The sequence below is a fragment of the Paracoccus marinus genome (assembly GCF_007018965.1).
Classification (GTDB): domain Bacteria; phylum Pseudomonadota; class Alphaproteobacteria; order Rhodobacterales; family Rhodobacteraceae; genus Paracoccus; species Paracoccus marinus.
The window spans coordinates 67303-88274 of record NZ_VJYZ01000004.1 but is presented as its reverse complement, the minus strand read 5'-3'; the positions used below and the strand labels follow the sequence as shown (position 1 = coordinate 88274).

The 20972-nt window shown below is 70.4% G+C and carries 24 protein-coding genes; 15 read left to right on the top strand and 9 right to left on the bottom strand.

All coding sequences use genetic code 11. The annotated features are described in order from the left end of the window. Positions 1-23: 23 nt before the first annotated feature. The gene (locus tag FNF32_RS01155; protein WP_131672782.1) at positions 24-518 is read right to left on the bottom strand and encodes a hypothetical protein; all 495 of its coding nucleotides are present in this window, start codon (positions 516-518) and stop codon (positions 24-26) included. Between the two features lie 117 nt (positions 519-635). On the opposite strand from FNF32_RS01155, the gene FNF32_RS01150 reads away from it, so the two are divergent. Genes FNF32_RS01150 through FNF32_RS01140 form a run of 3 tightly spaced genes read left to right on the top strand, consistent with a single transcriptional unit; the run spans position 636 to position 2630 of the window. Further along, positions 636-1283, top strand: coding sequence for a GntR family transcriptional regulator (locus tag FNF32_RS01150; RefSeq protein ID WP_131672845.1), 648 nt, complete (start codon positions 636-638; stop codon positions 1281-1283). Further along, positions 1280-1921 (top strand): DNA-3-methyladenine glycosylase family protein, encoded by a 642-nt coding sequence (locus FNF32_RS01145; protein WP_185961813.1) that lies wholly within the window; start codon positions 1280-1282, stop codon positions 1919-1921. The genes FNF32_RS01150 and FNF32_RS01145 overlap by 4 nt, the downstream gene beginning before the upstream one ends. A 52-nt stretch (positions 1922-1973) precedes the next feature. After that, entirely contained in the window at positions 1974-2630 is a 657-nt protein-coding gene (locus tag FNF32_RS01140; RefSeq protein WP_131672783.1) for an alpha/beta hydrolase, read from the top strand. 67 nt (positions 2631-2697) lie between these two features. Here the strand turns inward: FNF32_RS01140 and FNF32_RS01135 are convergent, their stop codons facing one another. Beyond that, on the bottom strand, positions 2698-3108 hold the full coding sequence (locus FNF32_RS01135; protein WP_246087625.1) for a COG4315 family predicted lipoprotein: 411 nt from the start codon (positions 3106-3108) through the stop codon (positions 2698-2700). A 247-nt stretch (positions 3109-3355) separates the two neighbouring features. Between FNF32_RS01135 and FNF32_RS01130 the strand changes: the two genes are divergently transcribed. Continuing rightward, positions 3356-3958, top strand: coding sequence for an HNH endonuclease (locus FNF32_RS01130; protein ID WP_131672784.1), 603 nt, complete (start codon positions 3356-3358; stop codon positions 3956-3958). 209 nt (positions 3959-4167) lie between these two features. Continuing rightward, positions 4168-5415 carry a calcium-binding protein gene (locus FNF32_RS01125; protein WP_131672785.1) on the top strand — a complete coding sequence of 416 codons (1248 nt, stop codon included), beginning with the start codon at positions 4168-4170 and terminating at the stop codon, positions 5413-5415. 70 nt (positions 5416-5485) lie between these two features. Here FNF32_RS01125 and FNF32_RS01120 read toward each other — a convergent pair whose 3' ends face one another. Next, positions 5486-5668: a hypothetical protein gene (locus tag FNF32_RS01120; protein WP_131672786.1), complete on the bottom strand. Its 183-nt coding sequence runs from the start codon at positions 5666-5668 to the stop codon at positions 5486-5488. A gap of 115 nt (positions 5669-5783) precedes the next feature. Between FNF32_RS01120 and FNF32_RS01115 the strand changes: the two genes are divergently transcribed. From FNF32_RS01115 to FNF32_RS01105, 3 genes are all read left to right on the top strand, one after another. Then, the gene (locus FNF32_RS01115; RefSeq protein ID WP_131672787.1) at positions 5784-6863 is read left to right on the top strand and encodes a PA0069 family radical SAM protein; all 1080 of its coding nucleotides are present in this window, start codon (positions 5784-5786) and stop codon (positions 6861-6863) included. 39 nt (positions 6864-6902) lie between these two features. Continuing rightward, positions 6903-7691, top strand: a complete 789-nt coding sequence (gene xth / locus FNF32_RS01110; RefSeq protein WP_131672788.1) for an exodeoxyribonuclease III — start codon at positions 6903-6905, stop codon at positions 7689-7691. A gap of 96 nt (positions 7692-7787) precedes the next feature. Then, entirely contained in the window at positions 7788-10391 is a 2604-nt protein-coding gene (locus FNF32_RS01105; RefSeq protein ID WP_131672789.1) for a putative PEP-binding protein, read from the top strand. A 78-nt stretch (positions 10392-10469) separates the two neighbouring features. Here FNF32_RS01105 and FNF32_RS01100 read toward each other — a convergent pair whose 3' ends face one another. Both FNF32_RS01100 and FNF32_RS01095 read right to left on the bottom strand, forming a co-directional pair. Further along, positions 10470-10859, bottom strand: a complete 390-nt coding sequence (locus FNF32_RS01100; RefSeq protein WP_131672790.1) for a hypothetical protein — start codon at positions 10857-10859, stop codon at positions 10470-10472. Further along, positions 10769-11539 carry a glycerophosphodiester phosphodiesterase family protein gene (locus FNF32_RS01095; RefSeq protein WP_131672791.1) on the bottom strand — a complete coding sequence of 257 codons (771 nt, stop codon included), beginning with the start codon at positions 11537-11539 and terminating at the stop codon, positions 10769-10771. Before FNF32_RS01095 ends, FNF32_RS01100 begins: the two co-directional genes overlap by 91 nt. A 404-nt stretch (positions 11540-11943) precedes the next feature. On the opposite strand from FNF32_RS01095, the gene FNF32_RS15225 reads away from it, so the two are divergent. The 4 genes from FNF32_RS15225 (at position 11944) to glmM (ending at position 15931) form a co-directional block, all read left to right on the top strand. Further along, positions 11944-12570, top strand: a complete 627-nt coding sequence (locus FNF32_RS15225; protein WP_246087624.1) for a cell wall hydrolase — start codon at positions 11944-11946, stop codon at positions 12568-12570. A 142-nt stretch (positions 12571-12712) separates the two neighbouring features. Continuing rightward, positions 12713-13525 (top strand): dihydroneopterin aldolase, encoded by an 813-nt coding sequence (locus tag FNF32_RS01085; RefSeq protein ID WP_131672792.1) that lies wholly within the window; start codon positions 12713-12715, stop codon positions 13523-13525. A gap of 55 nt (positions 13526-13580) precedes the next feature. Beyond that, on the top strand, positions 13581-14591 hold the full coding sequence (gene folP / locus FNF32_RS01080; protein ID WP_131672793.1) for a dihydropteroate synthase: 1011 nt from the start codon (positions 13581-13583) through the stop codon (positions 14589-14591). Then, a complete protein-coding gene (glmM, locus tag FNF32_RS01075; protein ID WP_143796440.1) occupies positions 14588-15931 on the top strand; it encodes a phosphoglucosamine mutase in 1344 nt (447 codons plus the stop codon). Before folP ends, glmM begins: the two co-directional genes overlap by 4 nt. A gap of 13 nt (positions 15932-15944) precedes the next feature. Here glmM and FNF32_RS01070 read toward each other — a convergent pair whose 3' ends face one another. From FNF32_RS01070 to dksA, 3 genes are read right to left on the bottom strand one after another with little or no spacing between them, the layout of a single operon-like run. Next, on the bottom strand, positions 15945-17090 hold the full coding sequence (locus FNF32_RS01070; RefSeq protein WP_425467874.1) for an FAD-dependent monooxygenase: 1146 nt from the start codon (positions 17088-17090) through the stop codon (positions 15945-15947). Between the two features lie 20 nt (positions 17091-17110). Beyond that, complete coding sequence (locus FNF32_RS01065; RefSeq protein WP_131672796.1) at positions 17111-17752, bottom strand: DJ-1/PfpI family protein; 642 nt, start codon at positions 17750-17752, stop codon at positions 17111-17113. Positions 17753-17794: 42 nt separating this feature from the next. Continuing rightward, the gene (dksA, locus tag FNF32_RS01060) at positions 17795-18217 is read right to left on the bottom strand and encodes an RNA polymerase-binding protein DksA (protein ID WP_131672797.1); all 423 of its coding nucleotides are present in this window, start codon (positions 18215-18217) and stop codon (positions 17795-17797) included. Positions 18218-18443: 226 nt separating this feature from the next. Here dksA and FNF32_RS01055 point away from each other — a divergent pair, with 226 nt between their 5' ends. From FNF32_RS01055 to FNF32_RS01045, 3 genes are read left to right on the top strand one after another with little or no spacing between them, the layout of a single operon-like run. Beyond that, entirely contained in the window at positions 18444-19286 is an 843-nt protein-coding gene (locus FNF32_RS01055; RefSeq protein ID WP_131672798.1) for an AAA family ATPase, read from the top strand. A 40-nt stretch (positions 19287-19326) separates the two neighbouring features. Next, positions 19327-19935, top strand: coding sequence for a glutathione transferase GstA (gene gstA / locus FNF32_RS01050; RefSeq protein ID WP_131672799.1), 609 nt, complete (start codon positions 19327-19329; stop codon positions 19933-19935). Between the two features lie 32 nt (positions 19936-19967). Beyond that, positions 19968-20411 (top strand): GNAT family N-acetyltransferase, encoded by a 444-nt coding sequence (locus FNF32_RS01045; RefSeq protein ID WP_185961811.1) that lies wholly within the window; start codon positions 19968-19970, stop codon positions 20409-20411. Positions 20412-20421: 10 nt separating this feature from the next. On the opposite strand, the gene FNF32_RS01040 is transcribed toward FNF32_RS01045, so the two are convergent. Continuing rightward, positions 20422-20904 carry a lytic transglycosylase domain-containing protein gene (locus tag FNF32_RS01040; protein WP_131672801.1) on the bottom strand — a complete coding sequence of 161 codons (483 nt, stop codon included), beginning with the start codon at positions 20902-20904 and terminating at the stop codon, positions 20422-20424. Positions 20905-20972 lie beyond the last annotated feature (68 nt).

The following is a 20972-nucleotide window of genomic DNA, read 5'->3' as shown; positions in this document are numbered from 1 at the left end:
GCTAGCACGGGGTGCGCGGGTTGTCAGGACGAGGGGCGTTCGACGATCACCACGCCGGGCGCGTCCGGCACGGTCATCACCGCCGCGTCCATGAACCCCTGCACACGGTGGTGGCGGATGACCTGGATGGTGCGGCCCGGACCCGCTGCCTTCGGGAACCACGCCGGGGCAAGGTAGTCCGCCGCCTCGGTCGGGCCGTCGCCCATGAGGGCTGCGACCTCTCCCGCCGAGCCGTAGGTCAGCACCGCGCGCAGAAGATAGTCGGTGGGGCCGGGCGGGAAGCTGTCGGGGTTTTCCGGGCCGACAGGTTCCATCGCCCACAGCACCGATCGCGGTTCGCCTGCGATCCGGACGATGCGGCGCAGGTCGTCGATCGAGCGGCTGGTCGCCTGCAAGGAAGCCGTTTCCGCAAGCGACGCCGCAGGGACCGGCAGCGCCATGCAGAGCGCCAGCGCGACCGCCTGAAGGCGGCGTTTGGGCGGCGTGCGCCCGCGTCCGGTCGGTCGGTTGCTCGGCATGATCGGGCGGCCTTTCATCGGGATCACGGCAGTTCTGGCCGGACCGGCGGGCGCCATCAATCCGCCCGCGCGCCCGTCTGCTTGCAAACGCCGCCCGGCAAGGCCAACTCTGCCGCCATGAAGGACGCCTATTCCCTGATCCTGTCGGCGATCGACAACGGCACCTACCGCCCCGGCGACCGGCTGGTCGAATCCGAGCTGGCGGAGCGGTTCGGCGTCAGCCGCACCCCCGTGCGCGAGGCGCTGCAGCGGCTGGAAACGCAGTCGATGCTGACCCGCGACGGGCGCAGCCTTATCGTGTCGGCGCTGGACCACAACCAGCTGACTGAACTTTACGCCGTCCGCACCGAGCTTGAGGCGCTGGCCGCCCGCCTCGCCGCCCGCCACGCCAGCCGCGAAGAGGTGCGCGTCCTTGGCGCGATGGTCGAAGAGGACCGGGAGATCCTTGACGATCCGCACGCGCTCGCCCGCGCGAACCGGCGGTTCCATCACCAGATCCACCTCGCCTCGCACAACCGCTATCTCGTCCAGCAGCTCGACATCGTCCACCGGACGATGGCGCTGATGGCGCATTCCTCGCTTGCGGTGCCGGGGCGGGGCGAGGATTCGCTGGACGAGCACCGCGCGATCGTGAAATCCATCGCCGCCGGCAACCCGGACGAGGCTGACGCGGCGCTGCGCGCGCATATTTCGCTCGCCTACGAGACGCGGCTGCGGCAGGGCGCGCGGGACTGGGCCGCGACCGTGGAACAGGAACGGCAATGACGGGGCTTGCCACGCTGCGGGTGATCGACGCGGATGCCGACATTCAGGAAGGGCTGGCGCATCTGGCCGCCACCGATCCGGTCTGGGCGGCCGTCCTGCCGGAAATCGGCCCGCTGCCGCTGAGGCGGCGCGAGGACGGGTTTGCCGCGATCCTGGGCGCGGTCGTCTCGCAGCAGCTTTCCACCCACGCGGCCGACGCGATCGCGCGCAAGCTTCAGGCGGCGGGGCTGACCGATCCGGTGGCCATCGCCGCCGCCAGCGACGAGGCGCTGCGGGCCTGCGGGCTGTCCGCGCAGAAGATCCGCTACCTGCGCGGGATCGCGGCGGCGTCCCCCGACTGGGCCGCGCTGCGCGCCATGCCCGACGACGAGGTGCTGGACACCCTGGTCGCGCTGCCCGGGATCGGCCGCTGGACGGCGGAAATCTATCTCAAGTTCGCGCTGGGCCGGGCGGATGCGTTCGCGGCGGGCGACCTTGCCCTGCAGGAAGCGGCGCGCATCCTTTACGGGCTGGACGCGCGCCCCACGCCCGCCGCGCTGATCGAGATGGCGGAACCGTGGCGGCCATGGCGGTCGGTCGCGGCGCGGGCGCTGTGGGCGTATTACCGCATCGCGAAAGGGCGCGAGGGCGTCAGGTAGGGCGCGGCGGACGGCTTGGGCGGCCGCGTCGCACAGCAGGAAGGGAACGGACATGGCACGGAAACTGCAATCGGATCGGCGCGGGCCGGACAAGGCGACCTCGGTCGTGGTGCTGCTGCACGGCTACGGCGCGGACAGGGCGGACCTGCTTGGGCTGGCCGATCCGCTGTCGCCGCATCTGCCCGGCACCGCCTTTCACGCCCCCGACGCGCCCGAGCCCTGCGCCAACAATCCGATGGGGCGGCAGTGGTTTCCGATCCCGTGGCTCGACGGATCGACCGAGGACATGGCGCGGGCGTCCATGGCGCAGTCGCTCGACGACCTGAACGCCTTCATTGACGAGGTGCTTGCGCGCGAGGGGGTGGGGCCCGAGCGGCTGGTGCTGGTCGGGTTCTCGCAAGGGACGATGATGGCGCTGCACCTCGCGCCCCGGCGGGACAAGCAGGTGGCGGGGGTCGTCGGCTTCTCGGGCCGGCTGCTTGCGCCCGAACTGCTGCACGAGGCGCGGGTGAAACCGCCGGTGCTGCTCATCCACGGCGACCAGGACCAGATGGTGCCGTTCGCGGACATGGGGCTGGCGGGCGACGCGCTGGTGGGCGCGGGCTTCACCGTCTACAGCCACGTGATGAAGAACACCGGCCACGGCATATCGCCCGACGGTCTTGGCGTCGCGCTGTCCTTTGTGCGCGAGGTGCTGAAGGACGGCTGAGCGCCGCCCTTCGAACCTGATCGCCCGGCTCTGGTCGCTTCGTCCCTGACCGCTTCGGGTCCGACCGTTACTTCGCGACGTGCCAGACGCCGCCGACGCCGTCGCCGGTCGTCTCGCCCGGGGCGGTGTCCTCGGCCCAGGTGTACAGGGGCTTTCCGTCCATCGCCCACTGCATCGACCCGTCGCTGCGGGCGATGGGTGCGAAGGAGCCTTCGGCGGTCGCGCCCTCGGGCGCCATCAGCGGCGGCCACTTGACCGCGCAGTCGCCGTCGCAGTTCGAGGTGCCGGCGCTGTCCTTGTCAAAGGTGTAAAGCGTCATGCCGCGCTGGTCGGCATAGACCTCGCCGCCCGGCGTCTGGACGCGGGTAATGCCCGTATCGGCCAGGGCCGCCGTCGCGCCCGTGCCCAGCAGCGCGCAGGCCAGCATCACGCGGGCAAACATCGCGCGGCCGCGGCCGTGGTGGTGGTGTCTCGTCATGGTAACCTCCCCCGTCGCCCGCCCGTGCCGTACGGGGACGACACAGCTATCCTATCACAGGTGGTGCCGCCGCAAAACTCCGGCGCGGGGGCGGGCGGGGGCCGGCCTGTCATTCGCGCGTCACGATCCGGGCGTATTCGCTGGGGCGAACCATATGCACGGGACTTGCCACCTTGCGACGACCACATATAGTGATCGCAGATGGTGGACCCAGTTGCTGAACGACCGGGCGGGGGCTGCGACGCGCATGCTTGACGACCACAGCGTAGATACCGACTTCCGCACCCAGTTCGTGCGCGATCCCGGCTCGCTTCGCCGCAACCCGGCGCTGGTGCTGAACGCGGACTTCCGGCCGCTGTCCTATTACCCGCTGTCGCTCTGGCCGTGGCAGGAAGCGGTCAAGGCCGTGTTCCTGGACCGGGTGACGATCCTGGCCGAATACGACGACGTGGTCCGAAGCCAGCGATCCGCGATACGGATCCCCTCGGTCGTGGTGCTGAAAGAATTCGTCAAACCCCAGAAGCGCGTGGCATTCACGCGCTTCAATCTTTTTCTGCGGGACGAGTTCTGCTGCCAGTACTGCGGCGCCAAGGGCGACCTGACTTTCGACCACGTGGTCCCGCGCTCGCGCGGCGGGGTGACGAGCTGGGAAAACGTGGTCGCCGCCTGCTCGCCCTGCAACCTGAAGAAGGCCAACAAGAGCCTGCGGAACTCCGGCCTGAAACTGCGCCGCTCGCCCGAACGGCCGACGGCCGAGGAGATGCATGCCGTGGGCCGCCGCTTCCCGCCGAACCACCTGCATCACAGCTGGATGGATTTCCTTTACTGGGATGCCGAGCTGGAAAGCTGACCGGCGGCCCTGTCGCGTCAGCTTCACCACCGAGATTCCTTGCGAGAATCACGCGTCCGTGATCTTATTCGCGGCAGGCACCCGACCCGCCCAAGGCGGCGATCGCCCTGCCGCGCGATGGGGCGCGCAGATAGTCCCCATGTCATCTCGACGGCCCTGACCGTCTTGCCGGGACCGTTTCATCAACGCTCCATCCATCGGTGAACGACATGCCACTTACGTATCACAGCTATTCGGTGGGGACCGGCCCGCGGGTCGCGCTTGCCGCCGGCTACAACGCCGTGGTCACGAACAACGCCACGATCATCTCGACCGACAACTACGCCGTCACCGCGAACAACTCGACCGGCACGAACAGGCTGCAGGTCGATGGCTACGTCGCGGGGTTCTATGGCGCGATCAGCATCTCCGACGCGGCCTCGGCCGTCAGCACCCACTATATCGACCTGGGCAGCGCGGCGATGCTGCGCGGCAGCACCATCGTGACCGCCTCGTATCTTTACTTCAACAACTACGGGGATATGAGCGCCGGCACCAACTACTACGGGATCTACGCGTCGGTCGACGACTTCGCGCAGATCAGGAACTTCGGTGTCATCAACGCCTATTACGGGATCGTTCAATTCGGCACGGCCAACGTGCTGAACATGGGCAGCATCAACTCGGTCGGAGGCTACGCGCTGTATTCCAGCGGCAGCACGGTGCAGAACGTCACCAATGGCGGCGAGATGTACGGCGACGTCCTTCTAGGCAGCGGAAACGACAGCTATACCGCCATGGGCAACGGCTTCGTGATGGGGTCGATCCTGGGCGACACCGGTGACGACAGCTTCACCATCGGCGCGGCCGCGGAAACCATCTTCGGCGGCGACGGGCGCGACCGCATCTATGTCAGCGGACCCGCTGGCGTCCGGCTGACGCTGGGCAACAGCGACGGCACCGGCCTTGCCGCCGGCGACAGCTACACCGGGGTCGAGATCGTGTTCGGCTCGCAGGGGGGCAACGACTACCTGACCGGCGACGAGTTCGCGAACACGCTTCTGGGCCGCGCGGGCGCCGACACGCTGATCGGCGGCGCGGGCGACGACGTGCTGTCGGGCGGGATCGGCCTCGACATGCTTTACGGCAATGCGGGCAACGATTCCTTCGTGTTCAACACGCTGGCCGAGATCGGCGACCGGATCATGGATTTCGGCGCGGCCGCGGGCAACAACGACACGATCCTGGTGTCGGCCGCGGGCTTCGGGGCCGGACTGGTCGCGGGGGCGCTGGGCGCGAACCGCTTCTGGGCCAGCGCGACGGGCCTGTCCCACGACGCCGACGACCGGTTCATGCTGCGCCTGACCGACCGGACGGTGTGGTTCGACGCGGACGGCACCGGGGCTGGCGGCCGGGTGCTGGTGGCCGACCTGCAGGACGGCGCCGCGTTCGGCGTTTCGGACATCTTCATCACCTGACGCGCGGGGCGAAGGCGAACCCCCGGCCTGTCACGGGTCGGGGGTGTGCGATGTCAGAAGGTCGAAAAGTCTAGGCGCCCGGGTTCCGGCGCGAATCGTCGCCGGGGCTCGCGAAATGCAGGACCGCCGCGGCGATCAGCACGACCAGCGCCATCGCCTGCAACGGCACGCCGACCGAAAGGGCAAGGCACAGCGTCACGGCAGCGGCCGCGACCACGGCGGCGAGCATCCAGAGGAAATGCGGCAGGGGCATCGATTCGCTCCTTGGTCTTCCACCGTTCAATATGGGGGCGGAAGGGTGATGAGGAAAGACCCGTCGCCGCGCGCCGAGCTTGCGGAATGTTCCGCATTTGTTCTAAACTGCATCCATGCTTCCCGCCCGTGACCCAGACGAGATCCTGAAAGCGCGTGGCGCCGCGAACCGCCCGGCCGCCCGGTTCGAGCCCTATACGACCCAGATCGAGCACGACGGCTGGGACGGCGAGCCGGACGAGCGCGTCCTGCGGACCGACGTCACGACCGAACAGCCGCGCCGGATCATCACCCGCAACCAGTCGCCCGACGTGCCGTTCGACCGCTCGGTCAACCCCTATCGCGGCTGCGAGCATGGCTGCATCTATTGCTTCGCCCGCCCGACCCACGCCTATCTGGGCCTGTCGCCGGGCCTGGACTTCGAGACGCGGATCACCGCCAAGCCGGACGCCGCCCGCCTGCTCGCGGCCGAGATCGCGCGCCCGGGCTACGCGGTCGGGCCGATCGCCTTCGGCACCAACACCGACCCCTATCAGCCGACCGAGGCGAAGATGGGGATCATGCGCGCCTGCCTGCAGGTGCTGCACGACTGGAACCATCCGGTCAGCATCGTGACGCGCGGCCGCACGATCCTGCGCGACCTCGACCTGATCGGGGCGATGGCGGCGCGGCGGCAGGTCTTCGTTGGCGTGTCGATCACCACGCTGGACCCCGAACTGTCGCGGCAGATGGAGCCGCGCGCGCCCGCACCCGCCACCCGCCTTGCCATGATCCGCGGGCTGGCCCAGGCCGGGGTGCCGGTGCGGGTCATGTGCGCGCCGATGATCCCGGTGCTGACCGCGCACGAGGTCGAAAACATCCTTGCCGCCGCGCGCGACGCGGGCGCCCACACCGCCAGCATGATCCCGGTGCGCCTGCCGCTCGAGGTGGCGCCCCTGTTCCGCGACTGGCTCGCGCGCCACCATCCGGGCAAGGCCGATCACGTCATGACCCGGATCCAGGCGATGCGCGGGGGGCGCGACAACGACCCCCGCTTCGGCACCCGGATGAAGGGCGAGGGGGTCGAGGCCGAGTTGCTGCACCAGCGGTTCCGGCTGGCCCGCAAGCGGCTGGGCTATGCGAGCGAAAGCCCGGCGCTGGACGCCAGCCGCTTCGCGCCGCCGCCGCGCGCGGGCGACCAGCTGTCGCTGTTCTGACGCCTTGCCCGCGCCGAACCGCCTGCTACGGTCGCGGCCATGAAGATCGCCAGTTTCAACATCAACGGCATCAAGGCGCGGCTGCACCAGCTGACCGCCTGGCTGCCCGACGCGCAGCCCGACGTGGTGGTGCTGCAGGAAATCAAGTCGGTGGACGAGGGCTTCCCGTCCGGGGCGATCGAGGATCTCGGCTGGACCGTCCACACCCACGGCCAGAAAAGCTGGAACGGCGTCGCGATCCTGTCGCGCCTGCCGGTCGAGGACGTGAGCCGCGGCCTGCCCGGCGACGACGCCGACGAACAGTCCCGCTTCATCGAGGGCACGGTGATCGGCGCGCGGGGGGCGGTGCGGGTGTCGGGGCTGTATCTGCCCAACGGCAACCCCGCGCCGGGGCCGAAATACGACTACAAGCTTGCGTGGATGGAACGGTTGCGGGTCCATGCGGCGGGCATCCTTGCCGCCGAGCAACCGGCGGTGATGCTGGGCGACTTCAACGTCATTCCCGAACACCGCGACGCCGCCCACCCCGAACGCTGGGTCGAGGACGCGCTGTTCCTACCCGATACCCGCGCCGCCTATCGGCGGATCGTGAACCAGGGTTGGACCGACGCGATCCGCATCCGCACGCCGAACGCGGAACGGGGGCCGTTCACCTTCTGGGACTATCAGCGCCAAGGCTGGGAACGCGACAACGGCATCCGCATCGACCACGCGCTGCTGTCGCCGCAGGCCGCCGATCTGCTGCGCGACGCGGGCATCGACCGCGACCAGCGCGGCACCGAAAAGCCCAGCGACCACGTCCCGATCTGGATCGAACTGGACGCCTGAGGGGCGCGGGGCCGCGGCCGGGATCACGGGACGTGGCGGCGCGGCGCGTTTCGCGCTTGCAGCATCGCGCCCCCGGTGCATAGGCTTTTCGCCATCATGGAACGATCACCCGCCCCGCCAACCTCCCCTGCCTCCGTTTCCGGCCCGGTCACGTCGGCCGCGTCCGGCGCGTCCTTCGACGACATCGTCGAGATCACGCCGACCGCACCGGTCGCGATCCTGGGTCACGGCTGGCGCGCCAAGTGCCTGCAGCGCCTGATCCGCATGGACCTGCCGGTGCCGCGCAGCCATGCGGTGTCGGTGGGCGCGGTGCGGGCGATCGCGGCCGGACGGATGCTGGACCGCGCGGCGCTGAACCGGCTGATCGGCGAAGGCGCGGGCATGGTGGGCGTGCGCCCGTCGCCGGTCGATCCGGGCTGGGGCGGGCCGGGGACGGTCCTCAACATCGGGATCAACGCCGCCTGCCATCAGCACCTGGCCGAGACGCGCGGGCAAGAGGCGGCGGACGCGATCTATCGCGGCTTCGTGCAGTCCTACGCGGTCCACGTCGCGCGACTCGACCCCGACATGTTCTCGGACCCCGACGCGAGCCTTGCCGACGCGCTGGCCGCCTATCGCCATGAAACGGACGAGGAGTTTCCGCAGGATCCGACCCGGCAGCTGGCCGAGGTGCTGCGCTCGATGGCGCGGGCGTGGGACGGGCCGACCGCGCGGCTTCTGCGGCAGGCGAACGGGGCCCCGTCGGACGCGCCACTGGGGCTGATCGTGCAGGACATGGCGCTGGCGCTCGGGCCCGGCGTCACCGGGTCGGGGACGATCCGCTACGTGGACGCCTCGACCGGGTTGCCGGGCATCACCGGGCGCTTTCGCGGCCAGTCGCAGGGGCGCGCGCGCGCGCCGTCGAAGGTCAGGGACGGTGAGCTGTACCTGACGCGCGACCCGCGCGGCCCCTCGCTTGAAGAAGCGGCGCCTGCGGTGTTCGCCGATCTCGTCCGGTTCGGCGCGGCCGCGCGCCAGCGCCTGCGCGAGGAAATGCAGATCGAGTTCGTCGTGTCCGACAGCCAGCTGTCGCTGATCGACGCCACCAAGGTCGAACGGTCGTCGCGCGCCGCCGTGCGGATCGCGGTGGCGCTGGCGCGGGACGGCGTGATCTCGCACGAGGACGCGGTGATGCGGATCCAGCCGCGCACCCTGTCGGACCTGCTGCACCGGCAGGTCGATCCGGGCGCCCGCCGCGACGTGGTCGTGCGCGGCATCGCCGCGAGCCCCGGCGCCGCGACCGGCCGCATCGTCTTCACCCCCGCGGCCGCGCAAGCCTGCGCCGCGCGGGGCGAGCCCTGCATCCTCGTGCGCCGCGAGACCGCGCCCGAGGACGTGCGCGGCATGCACGCGGCCGTCGCCGTGGTGACCGAGCGCGGCGGCATGACCAGCCACGCGGCGGTGATCGCGCGCGGCCTGGGCCTGCCCTGCATCGTGGGCGCGAACGGGCTGGCGATCGACGCCCGCGCGGGCACGATCCGCGCCGGCACCCGCACGCTTCAGGAAGGCGACGAGATCACGGTCGACGGCACCTCGGGCGACGTGCTGATGGGCGCGGCCGAGATGCTGGAACCCGCGCTGGACGAGGGGTTCACCCAGCTTCTCGACTGGGCCGACGGCGCCTGCGCGATCGGCGTGCGCGCCAACGCCGACACGCCCGAGGACGCGCGCACCGCGCGGATGTTCAACGCCCAGGGTATCGGCCTTTGCCGGACCGAGCACATGTTCTTCGACGAGGCGCGGCTGCCCGCCATGCGCGAGATGATCTTCGCCGACCGGGCCGAGGATCGCCGCCTTGCGCTGGACCGGCTGCTGCCGATGCAGCGCGCCGACTTCACCACGCTGTTCCAGATCATGGACGGGCTGCCGGTCACGATCCGCCTGTTCGACCCGCCCCTGCACGAGTTCCTGCCCCACGACCGAGAGGGGATGCGCGAGCTTGCGGAATCGCTCGACCTGCCGCTGTCAGACGTGGTCCGCCGGATCGAGGCGCTGGACGAGTTCAACCCGATGCTGGGCATGCGCGGCGTGCGCCTTGGCATCGTCATCCCGGAAATCTACGACATGCAGGCCCGCGCCATCTTCGAGGCGACGATCGCCGTCGGTCGGCAGGGGATGGGCGTCACCCCGGAAATCATGATCCCGCTGGTCAGCGCCATGCGCGAGGTCGAGCTGGTCCGCAACCGGGTCGAGGCGGTGGCCGCCGCCGTCCGCACGGAAACGCGGTCGAGCTTCGACTATCGGTTGGGTGTGATGGTCGAAACGCCGCGCGCGGCGCTGCGGGCGGGCGACATCGCCGAGCATTGCGCCTTCATGTCGTTCGGCACCAACGACCTGACCCAGATGACCTTCGGCCTGTCGCGCGACGACGCCGGCCGCTTCATGGGCAGCTACGTGGGGCAGGGCGTCTATGACGAGGACCCGTTCCACATCCTCGACCAGGAAGGGGTGGGGGAACTGGTGCTGACGGGCGTCCGCCGCGCGCGCGAGGTCAAGCCCGACATCACCATGTCGGTCTGCGGCGAACATGGTGGCAACGCCGATTCCATCGACTTCTGCCTGCGCGCGGGCGTGGATTACGTGTCCTGCTCGCCCTTCCGGGTGCCGCTGGCGCGGCTGGCGGCGGCGCGGGCGTCGATCGCCATGCGCGCGGAACGGTAAGGCGGGACAATCCAGCGGGCACGACCGGACGGGGAAAGGGGCCGCACGCGCGGCCCCACCGTCATCGCCTTGGCCCGCTCAGTCGTTCGCGTAGGGCTTGCGATACCCCTTGGCGTCCAGATAGGTGATCAGCGCCTCCGGCTCGTCGGTCTGGAAGATCGTGGCGCCGTTCTCGACCCAGTAGCCCCAGCCTTCCTCGGTCAGGCCCGGACCCACGGCGATGGGGTCGCCCCGCCCGCCCGAGATGTTCGCGTCGCCGCCCTGGAACAGCACGTTGATCCACAGATGCGTGTCGTTGGCGTAGGCCAGGGCCCTGGCTTCCGGCGTGAAGTTCAGCCCGCCGTCCACGGTCATCGGCGTGCCCGGCTCCCACCGGTTCAGGACCTCGACCGCCTCGGGCGAAAAGGCGTCGTAGGCCGCGGCGAGGTCGGCCAGCTTGGTGATCTTGCGGTCGTCGAGGATCGGCATGAACAGGACCGGCGCGCCGATCGCCCGAAGCGTTGCGCGCGCGGCCTCGATCTCGTCGGGGGTGCCGGTGCCGTTCTTGATGACCAGCTGGTCGGCACGCCCATGTCGGCGGCGATCCGCATGACGTTGGCCAGTTCCTCGACGCCCAGCTTGATGTCGACGTTCATCAGGATGCGGCCGTCGATGGCCTTGAACGCCTCCTCCAGCGTGGGGACCACCTCGGCGGTCTCTTCGCCCGTGCCCTCGATGACGAGATGGCAGGCCCGCACCGCGTCGAGGGTGGTTTCCGCGACCGTGCCCCGGCACGTCGTGGTGCGGTCGAGCGTCTTGTCGTGCAGGATCACGTAGGCGCCGTCCGAGGTCTTCTGCACGTCCAGTTCGACCATTTCCGCACCGATCCCTACCGCGCGGTCGATGGCGGAGATCGAGTTTTCCGCCAGCACGATCTTGCCATCGTCCCACCAGCTGCCGCGATGCGCCACGACCATGACATGGTCGCGGTTGGCGTTGGCGTTGACGAAGCGCTCGACGATCTCGTCCACCCGCGTCGCGGGCGCGGTGGATGTGGGCGGGGTCGGGACTTGCGCCGTGTCCTGGGCCAGCGCGGCAGACGTCGTGGTGGCGACGGCGACGATGGTGGCGGCGATGGAAACAACGGCCGCTCGGATCGACTTGGGCACCGTGATGTCCTTTCGGGTGAAGGCAGGGCCGGGTTCGCCCGGTGCGGTGCTGCATGAGTTTTGCGCGCGACCACGGCGTGACGCCGCGGTGAAGATTGCCTGACAGCGGCGGCGCGAATCTGTCTCGTAGCTGCGAGTATTTCGCGTTTTGACGGGCAGGCCACCTACGCCGAGCAGCCGCGTTCGGGCCGGATGCCGCCGAAACGCCCGACTCCGTTCGGCGGGTTCCTGCCGGAAAGTGGCGGATTCATGACAAACACGGCCGCTCACGCCCATGCGACTGGCGGCTCCGGTCCCGGTTCCGCATCCAGCCTGCATCTGCCCGGCCACGCCGGGTGTCAGTTTACAGGAACACCATGCCTCAATCTGCTTCGTGGCTGGCGCGCCTTTGTGTGTGTGCAGTTGTGACCGTTCCCCTGTTTTCCGCCCCGGCCGTGGCCGAACCGGGCGACTCCGCCTCCTACCAGGCGCGCGTCGCGCAGTTCCAAAGCCGCAACGCCGAGCGGCTGAACCAGAACCGGGCGGTCACCGGCGGCCCCGAGCGGATCATCAAGACGCGCGCCACCGCAACCGTGTCGGGCCAGGGCGCGGCGGCCACCGCCGGCAAGAACGCGGCGGGCAAGAAGACGGCCAAGGCGACGGACCACGCCGCCCTCGAATGCCTAACCGAGGCGGTCTATTTCGAATCGCGCGGCGAGCCGCTGTCGGGCCAGAAGGCCGTGGCCGAGGTCATCATGAACCGCGTGGACGACCCGCGCTTTCCGAAATCGGTCTGCGGCGTCGTGAACCAGAGCGGGCAGTTCAGCTATCGCGGCAACGTGGGCAAGATGCGCAAGGGCGCGGCCTTCACCACCGCGCAGCGCGTGGCGCAGGAAGCGCTGTCGGGTGCCCCCCGCGCGCTGACCGACGGCGCGACCTATTTCCACACCACCAAGGTCCGCCCGTCGTGGTCCAAGCGGTTCACCCGCACCACGAAGATCGGCGCGCACGTCTTCTACCGCCAGGGCGGCCGCCGCGTGGCGTCGAACTGAGGGCGCACCGAGGGCCATCCGGTCCGCGCGCCCATGCCTTTCCGGCCCCGCATCGTTGCGGGGCCGTTATCGTTTCGACCCCCCGTCAGTCCCACGCGCCATGGGCCTTGCGAAGCCGCGGTTTGTTTTCCATGAGGGGGCGATGGACCAGCCCGACCGCATCCACCTGCGCGATCACGTCGCCCTGACCGAGATCGGCGCCTTCCAGACCGAGCGCGGCGTGACCCAGCGCCTGCGCTTCAACGTGACGGCGGATCTCGCCGCGCCCGTCGGCGGCAGCGGCGATCAGGTGGACCGGATCCTCAGCTACGACGTGCTGACCGGCGCGGTGGCCGCAGGGCTTGCCGATCGCCGCTACGACCTGCTGGAGACGCTGGCGGAACGCATCGCGGCCGAGGTGCTGGCGCATCCGGCCGCCGCGCGGGTCGAGGTATCGGTCGAAAAGCTTGACCGGGTGCCGGGCGCGCTTGGCGTCACCATCGTCCGGCGCGCGGGCGAGGTGGCGGTCGCGGACCGGGCCGGGTCGCCGGGGCCGGTGATCGTGCTGCGGCTGGATGGCGCGCGGCCGGATGCTTCGAACGTCGGGACCGGGCAGGGCGCGGTCGTGATCGTCCCCGACGCGCCGGGGCTGCCCTTGCCGCCGGGCGGCGACGCGCGGCGGGTGGCGCTGCTGGCGCTGGACCAGGCGGCGTGGACGCTGGCCGGGCCGCTGGGGATCACCGTCGCGGACAGCCGGACCGAGCTTGACTGGGCCGTGGCCGAACGCCGCGCGGTCGTCTGGGCGCCCGCGCGGCTGGTGGCCGACGACCCCGGCCTGCCCGCCGATCCGCTGGCGCTGGCGCTGTGGCTTGCCGACAAGCTGCAGGCCGCGCGGCTCGACCTGACGGAGGCGCCGGGCCGGGCGGCGGCGATCCCGGCAGATTTCCGCATCCCCGTCCGCCGGCACGGCGCGTGACGCTTGCCTTGCGCCCCGCCGGGGCAGAAGGTGCCGCCGACATGCCGGCCCGACCATGACCCAGCGCGCCTATTATCGCCCGATCCCCGACCCACAGGGCGGCCGCTGGCCGCTCGCTGGCGGGTGGACGCGGTTCTCCCGCCTCGAACTCCTGGCCCGCGACGCCCCGCCGCGGATCGTGGACGAGGCACCGGACGACGTCATGGCCGCGCTGACCGCGCCCTGCGCGCCGCTGCTGGGCCTTGCGCTGGACCGGCCCCGGCTGATGGGGATCGTCAACGTCACCCCCGACAGCTTTTCCGACGGCGGCCGCCACGACACCGCGCCCGCCGCCATCGCCCACGGCCGGGCGCTGGCCCGTGCAGGCGCAGACCTGATCGACATCGGCGGCGAATCCACCCGTCCCGGCGCGGCCGAGGTCGGCGTCGCGGCCGAGATCGCGCGCGTCGTCCCGGTGATCGAGGGGCTGCCCGGCACGCGTCGCAGCGTGGACACCCGCAAGGCAGATGTGGCGCGCGCGGCCGTCGCGGCAGGCGCGGGGTTCGTCAACGACGTCTCGGGCCTCGACTTCGATCCCGGCATGGCGGCCGAGGTCGCGCGCTCGGGCGCCGCGATCTGCCTGATGCACGCGCAGGGCCTGCCCGCGACCATGCAGGACGACCCGCGCTATGGCGACGTGCTGCTGGACGTCTTTGACGCGCTCGCCGCGCGCATCGCCCGCGCCGTCGCGGCGGGCATCCCGCGCGACCGGATCGTCGTCGATCCGGGCATCGGCTTCGGCAAGACGCAGGCGCACAACCTGGCGATCCTGCGCCGGATCTCGGTCTATCACGGCCTGGGCTGCGGGGTGCTGCTGGGCCTGTCGCGCAAGCGCTTCATCGGCGCGATTGGAGGAACCGACGCGGCGGTGCCGCCTGACGCCCGCGATCCCGGCACGCTTGCGCTGACGCTCGCGGCGGTGGCACAGGGCATCCAGATCCACCGCGTCCACGACGTGGCGGGCGCGCGGCAGGGCCTCGCCCTGTGGCGCGCGATCTTTGACGAGGACACGAGGGCAGAGCGATGACACGAAAACTGTTCGGGACCGACGGCGTGCGTGGCCGCGCCAACACCCATCCGATGACGGCCGAGATGGCGCTGCGCCTGGGCGCCGCCGCCGGGCGATATTTCCGCCGCGACGGGACCAACGGGCACCGGGTGGTGATCGGCAAGGACACGCGGCTGTCGGGCTACATGCTGGAAAACGCGCTGACCGCCGGGCTGACCAGCACCGGAATGAACGTCCTTCTGCTAGGGCCGGTGCCGACGCCTGCGGTCGGGTTCCTGACCCGGTCGATGCGGGCGGATCTGGGCATCATGATCTCGGCCAGCCACAATCCGGCCGAGGATAACGGCATCAAGTTCTTCGGCCCCGACGGCTTCAAGCTGTCGGACGATGCCGAGGCCGAGATCGAGGCGATGGCCTTTGCCGATCCGGTGCTGGCCGCGCCCGGAAACATCGGCCGCGCGCGCCGGATCGACGACGGCCGCGGCCGCTATGTCGAATACGCCAAGACCACCTTCCCGCAGGGGCAGCGGCTCGACGGCCTCAAGGTCGTGATCGACTGCGCCAACGGCGCCGCCTACCGCGCCGCGCCCGACGTGCTGTGGGAGCTTGGGGCCGAGGTGATCCCGCTGGGCGTGGACCCCGACGGGACCAACATCAACGACGGTGTCGGCTCGACCTATCCCGATGCCTGCGCGGCCGCGGTGCGGGCGAACGGGGCGCATCTGGGGATCAGCCTCGACGGCGACGCCGATCGGGTGATGATCGTGGACGAGACCGGCGCGGTCGCCGATGGCGACCAGATCATGGCGCTGCTGGCGGGCCGCTGGGCGTCCGAGGGGCGGCTGCGCGGCGGCGCTCTGGTCGCGACCGTGATGTCGAACCTGGGGCTGGAACGCTATCTGGGCGAGCGCGGGCTGCGGCTGGAACGCACGGCGGTCGGCGACCGCTACGTGGTCGAGCGGATGCGCGGGCAGGGCTTCAACCTGGGCGGCGAGCAGTCGGGCCACATCGTGATGACCGACTATGCCACCACCGGCGACGGGCTCATCGCGGGTCTGCAGTTCCTGGCGGCCATGGCCGACACGGGCCGCCCGGCCAGCGAGCTGGTGCGCCAGTTCACGCCGGTGCCGCAGCTTCTCAAGAACGTGCGCTACGGCGCGGGCGCGGACCCGCTGTCCACCGACGCCGTGCGGGCCGAGATCGCGGCGGCCGAAGTCCGGCTTGCCGGCAGCGGCCGGGTCCTGATCCGCAAGTCCGGCACCGAACCCCTGATCCGCGTCATGGCCGAGGCCGAGGACGAGGCGACGCTGCGCGAGGTCGTGGACGGGATCGTCGCGGCGGTCGAACGGGCGGCCTGAGCGACGGGTGGCCTTAGGGACGCAGGTCCGTCGCGTCGTGGTCGAACACCCAGGCGACCCGGCGGAACAGAAGCGCCGGGGCGAGGGCTGATCCGGCCCTGAGCGCCGCGTGGGCCCCGACCCGTGCGGGCCCGCCCAGATGATAGTTCCGGGCGTTCGCGTTCGACGCCGCGACCACGCGGGCCGCGCGCGAATGGCGCAGCGCCTGATAGCGTTCCAGCGCCGCGCGCTGATCGGCCCTTGCGTCAAGACACGCGGCCAGCACCCACGCATCCTCGATCGCAAGCGCCGCCCCCTGGGCGAGGAACGGCAGCGTCGGATGCGCCGCGTCGCCGAGGATCGCGCGCGTGCCGTCATGCCAGCGCGGCGCGACCTCATGCCGGAAGAGGCCCCACAGCCCGCAGTCGCGGACCTGATCCAGCCAGCCGGGCACCGGCCCGCCGAAGCCCGCAAAGGCCGCGCGCAGCTTGGCCGGGTCGTCGGTCAGCGACCAGCTTTCGGCGGTCCAGCCGCTGCGTTCCTCGACCGCGACGATGTTGCGAAGCCCGTCCGCCAGCGGATAGCTGACGAGGTGCCGCCCCTTGCCCATGAACAGTTGCGCCACCGGGGCGGCGCCCGCTTCCAGCGGAACCAGCGCCCGCCACGCGACCTGGCCGGTGAAGAACGGCGTCTCGGCCCCGTTCAGCGCCGCGCGGACGCGCGAATGCAGCCCGTCCGCGCCGATCAGCAGGGGGGCGGGGGGCAGGTCGGTGACCTGCTGGCCAAGCTCGATCCCGACGCCCAGCTCGCGCGCGGCGCGGGCGAGCGCCTCGATCAGGCGGGAGCGGTGGATCACGCGGAAGGGCGCGGCCGGACGGTGGCGGGCATAGTCGATCCGGGCGACCAGCGCGCCGGTCCTGCCCGAGCGCAGTTCGACGCCGCGCGACGGGGCCGATACCTCGGCGATCCGGTCCCCGATCCCCAGCGCGTCCAGGACGCGCAGCGCGTTGGGGCTGATCTGGATGCCCGCGCCGACCTCGCGCAGCGCGCCCGCGCGTTCCAGCACGGTCACCCGCGCCCCGCGCCGGGCCAAGGCCAGCGCCGCCGTCAGCCCGCCGATCCCCGCGCCGACGATGGTGACGGGCCGTCCCGCCAGATGGTTGCCGGATTGGTCGCTCAGATGGTCGCTCGGATCAACGCTCAGGCGGCTGGCCCCGGCTGACGGCGGGCCCCGTGCTCGGCGCCCAGATAGCCGCGGAACTTGTCCGCATGCGCGGCGGGCAGGCCCGCGACGGCCAGCACCTCGGCGGCGAAGCTGACCGGGGCGGTTCCGGGGGCGGTGACGGTGTCGCCGTCGCGCAGCGCCTGCGGCTGGTCCACGTGCAGGTCAGACCCCGCATAGCCGGGCGCAACGGCGTTCAGCCAGTCGCTGTTGTTGCTGGTGTGGCGCTTGCCGTCCAGAAGGCCCGCGTCGGCCAGAACCCGGACCCCGGCGCAGATGCCGGCGATCGCGGCCCCGTCTGCGCGCGCCTGTCGCAGCGGCGGTCCCATGCGCGCGATCAGTTGCGGCCCGTCTTGGGCCTCGAACCCGACGCCGCCGCAGACGACCACCACCTCGGTGCCGGTGGGCGCAAAACGGTCAACCCCGGTGACGCGCAGGCCGCCCATCGACGTCACCTCGCCGCCGTCAAGCGAGGACAGGCGGACATCGGCGCCGTAATAGTCGGGGGCGGCGGCGGTCAGCAGCGCGATTTCCCAGTCGGCGAACCCATCGGCCACCAGAATCAGGATTGGCCGTGAAAGGCGGATTTCGCCGGCGGGGTCGTGGTCGGTGTCAGTCATCTCGATCCCTCCGCCCGCCTGCACGCCCGCCCGCCGCTGCGATCAGTCGTCGCGGTGCACGCGCTCGCGACGCTCGTGGCGTTCCTGCGCTTCAAGCGTCAGGGTGGCGATGGGGCGCGCGTCCAGCCGCTTGAGGCTGATCGGCTCGCCCGTCATCTCGCAATAGCCGTAGTCGCCGGTCTCGATCCGGCGCAGCGCCGCGTCGATCTTGCTGACCAGCTTGCGCTGGCGGTCGCGGGTGCGAAGCTCGATCGAGCGGTCGGTTTCCTCGGACGCGCGGTCGGCGATGTCGGGAACGTTGCGGGCGCTGTCCTGAAGCACTTCCAGCGTCTCGGCGGACTGGTCCAGAAGTTCCTGTTTCCAGGCGACGAGCTTGCGGCGGAAATATTCGAGCTGCCGGTCGTTCATGAAGGGCTCGTCCTCGGCCGGACGATAGTCTTCGGGCAGGAAAGTCTGGCGCTTCATGGCTCCTCCAGCCTGACGGGGCGTGCCCCGTCTCCAGTTGGCGCCGCAATAGCGGAGATGCCCCTAAATGGGAAGCACTTCTGTCGCATCCGGCAGCTACATTCATGCGACCGGCGTGACCGTGGGGCGTGGACCCGCCGCCGCCATCAACTTGCGGGTGCCCGCCCCCGGCCCTAGTTTGCGCACGCGCCGGTGCCGGTTCGCGCACCCGCCAAGGAGATCCCGCATGCAGTTCAGGTCCACCGATACCTACGTCGCCCCGCCGGATCTGGCGCTTGCGGTGAACGCCGCCGTCACGCTGGAACGGCCGCTGCTGGTCAAGGGCGAGCCCGGCACCGGCAAGACCGAGCTGGCGCGGCAGGTGGCGGCGAGCCTTGGCTTGCCGATGATCGAGTGGAACGTGAAGTCCACCACCAAGGCGCAGCAGGGCCTGTACGAATACGACGCCGTCAGCCGCCTGCGCGACAGCCAGCTGGGCGAGGCGCGCGTCCACGATGTCGCCAACTACATCCGCCGCGGCAAGCTGTGGCAGGCGTTCGACGCGCCCGGAAAGGTCGTCCTGCTGATCGACGAGATCGACAAGGCCGACATCGAGTTCCCGAACGACCTGCTGCAGGAACTCGACCGGATGGAGTTCCACGTCTACGAAACCGGCGAGACGGTCGTGGCACGGCACCGCCCGGTCGTCATCATCACCTCGAACAACGAAAAGGAGCTGCCGGACGCCTTCCTTCGCCGCTGCTTCTTCCACTACATCCGTTTCCCCGACGCCGAGACGCTGAAGAAGATCGTGGACGTGCATTATCCGGGCCTCAAGCCGCGCCTGCTGGACGAGGCGCTGCACCAGTTCTTCGAACTGCGCGAGGCGCCGGGGCTGAAGAAGAAGCCTTCGACCAGCGAGCTCTTGGACTGGCTGAAGCTGATCCTGGCCGAGGACCTGTCGCCCGAGGACCTGAAGAAGCCCGCGGGCGAGGCGCTGCCGAAGCTGCACGGGGCGCTGCTGAAGAACGAACAGGACGTGGCGCTGTTCGAGCGGCTCGCGTTCATGGCGCGGCGGCAGGGGCGCTGACGCCCCGCGCGACCGCCACACACATCGAAGGAGTGACCCGATGAAACTTTACTACAAGCCCGGCGCCTGCTCGCTCGCCTCGCACATCGTCCTGCAGCAGCTGGGCCAGCCTTTCGACCTCGACAAGGTCGATACCGCCGCCAAGAAGACCGAAGCGGGCGACGATTACCTGGCGATCAACCCCAAGGGCGTCGTGCCTGCGATCGAATACGCCGACGGCGAATACCTGACCGAAGGCCCGGCGATCCTGCAGTACCTCGCCGACAGCGCAGGTGACACCACGCTTGCGCCCAAGGCAGGCACGATCGAGCGCGCGCGCGTGCAGGAGATCCTGAACTTCACCGGCACCGGGCTGCACGCGGCGTTCAAGCCGATGTTCAAGCCGGGCACCAGCGACGCCGACAAGGACAAGGCGCGCGAGAACATCGGCCGCAACATGGACTGGCTGGAAGGTCTGCTGGCGGACGGGCGGCCGTTCCTGACCGGCAAGGACTTCACCGTGGCCGACGCCTATGCCTTTGTCGTCGCGGGCTGGTCGCCCCGCGTGAGCGTGGACCTGTCGCGCTGGCCCAACGTCGCGGCCTTCGTCGCGCGGGTGGCCGAGCGTCCGGCCGTGGTCGCGGCGATGAAATCCGAAGGGCTGATTTGAGCGCGCCGGTCCCGGCGCGGAACCGCCCGGCCGTGACGACGCGGCCGGTCGAGCCCGGCGACAGGGCCGGCTGGCAGGCGCTCTACGAGGCCTATCAGCTGTTCTACGACCGCCCCGGGCTGCCGCAGGGTTTCTACGACACCGCCTTCGCGCGCCTCATGTCGGGCGACGCGAAGGACTTTCGCGGGCTGGTCGCCGAGGATGGCGGCCGGATCGTCGGGCTGACGCACTATGTCTTTCACCCCAACCTGTGGCGGCCCGAGGGGGTGTGCTATCTGCAGGACCTGTTCACCGCGCCCGAGGCGCGCGGTCAGGGGGTGGCGCGGGCGCTGATCGAGGCGGTCTATGCGGCGGCCGACGCGGCGGGGGCGCCCAACGTCTATTGGCTGACGGCCGAGGACAACTATGCGGGCCGGATGCTGTACGACCGGGTGGCGGCGAAAACGCCGTTCATCCGCTACAGCCGCAAGGTCTGAAGCTCAGCGCTCAGCGCAGCCCGGTGGCCTTCAGCAGGCCCTTGCGCTTGGCTTCGTAGTAGTAGCCCTTTGAGTACCACTTGACGCTGTCGTTGAAGTCGCCGTCCGCAACCATGTAGGCGCCGCGCAGGTACTTGACGCCGTATTTCAGGTTGGTCTCGGCATCCAGCAGCCCCTCGGCCGGGCCGCGATACCCCATGCCCCGCGCCGTCGCGGGCGAGATCTGCATCAGGCCCATGTATTGGCCGTTGCGGGCCGTGGGCCGGTGCCGGCTTTCGCGGATCACGACGCGGTGGACCAGCGCCTCGGGGACGCCATAGGTGGCGGAGTACTTGTGGATCAGGCGGCGCAGCTCGGGCGTCTCGTTCGGGTGCAGGGCCGCTTGCGACACCGAGGGCGAGCGCAGGTTCATGCGCGGGGTGTTGTTGCCGCCGCCGCACGCGGCCAGGGCCATCAGGACGGCAAGCGCGCCTGCGCGGGAAAGAGCGGTCATCATCACTGCCTCGTCTGGTTGCCGTTGCCGGTTCTTCGTTGTCGTTGAAGTCGACGATAGCGCATCCC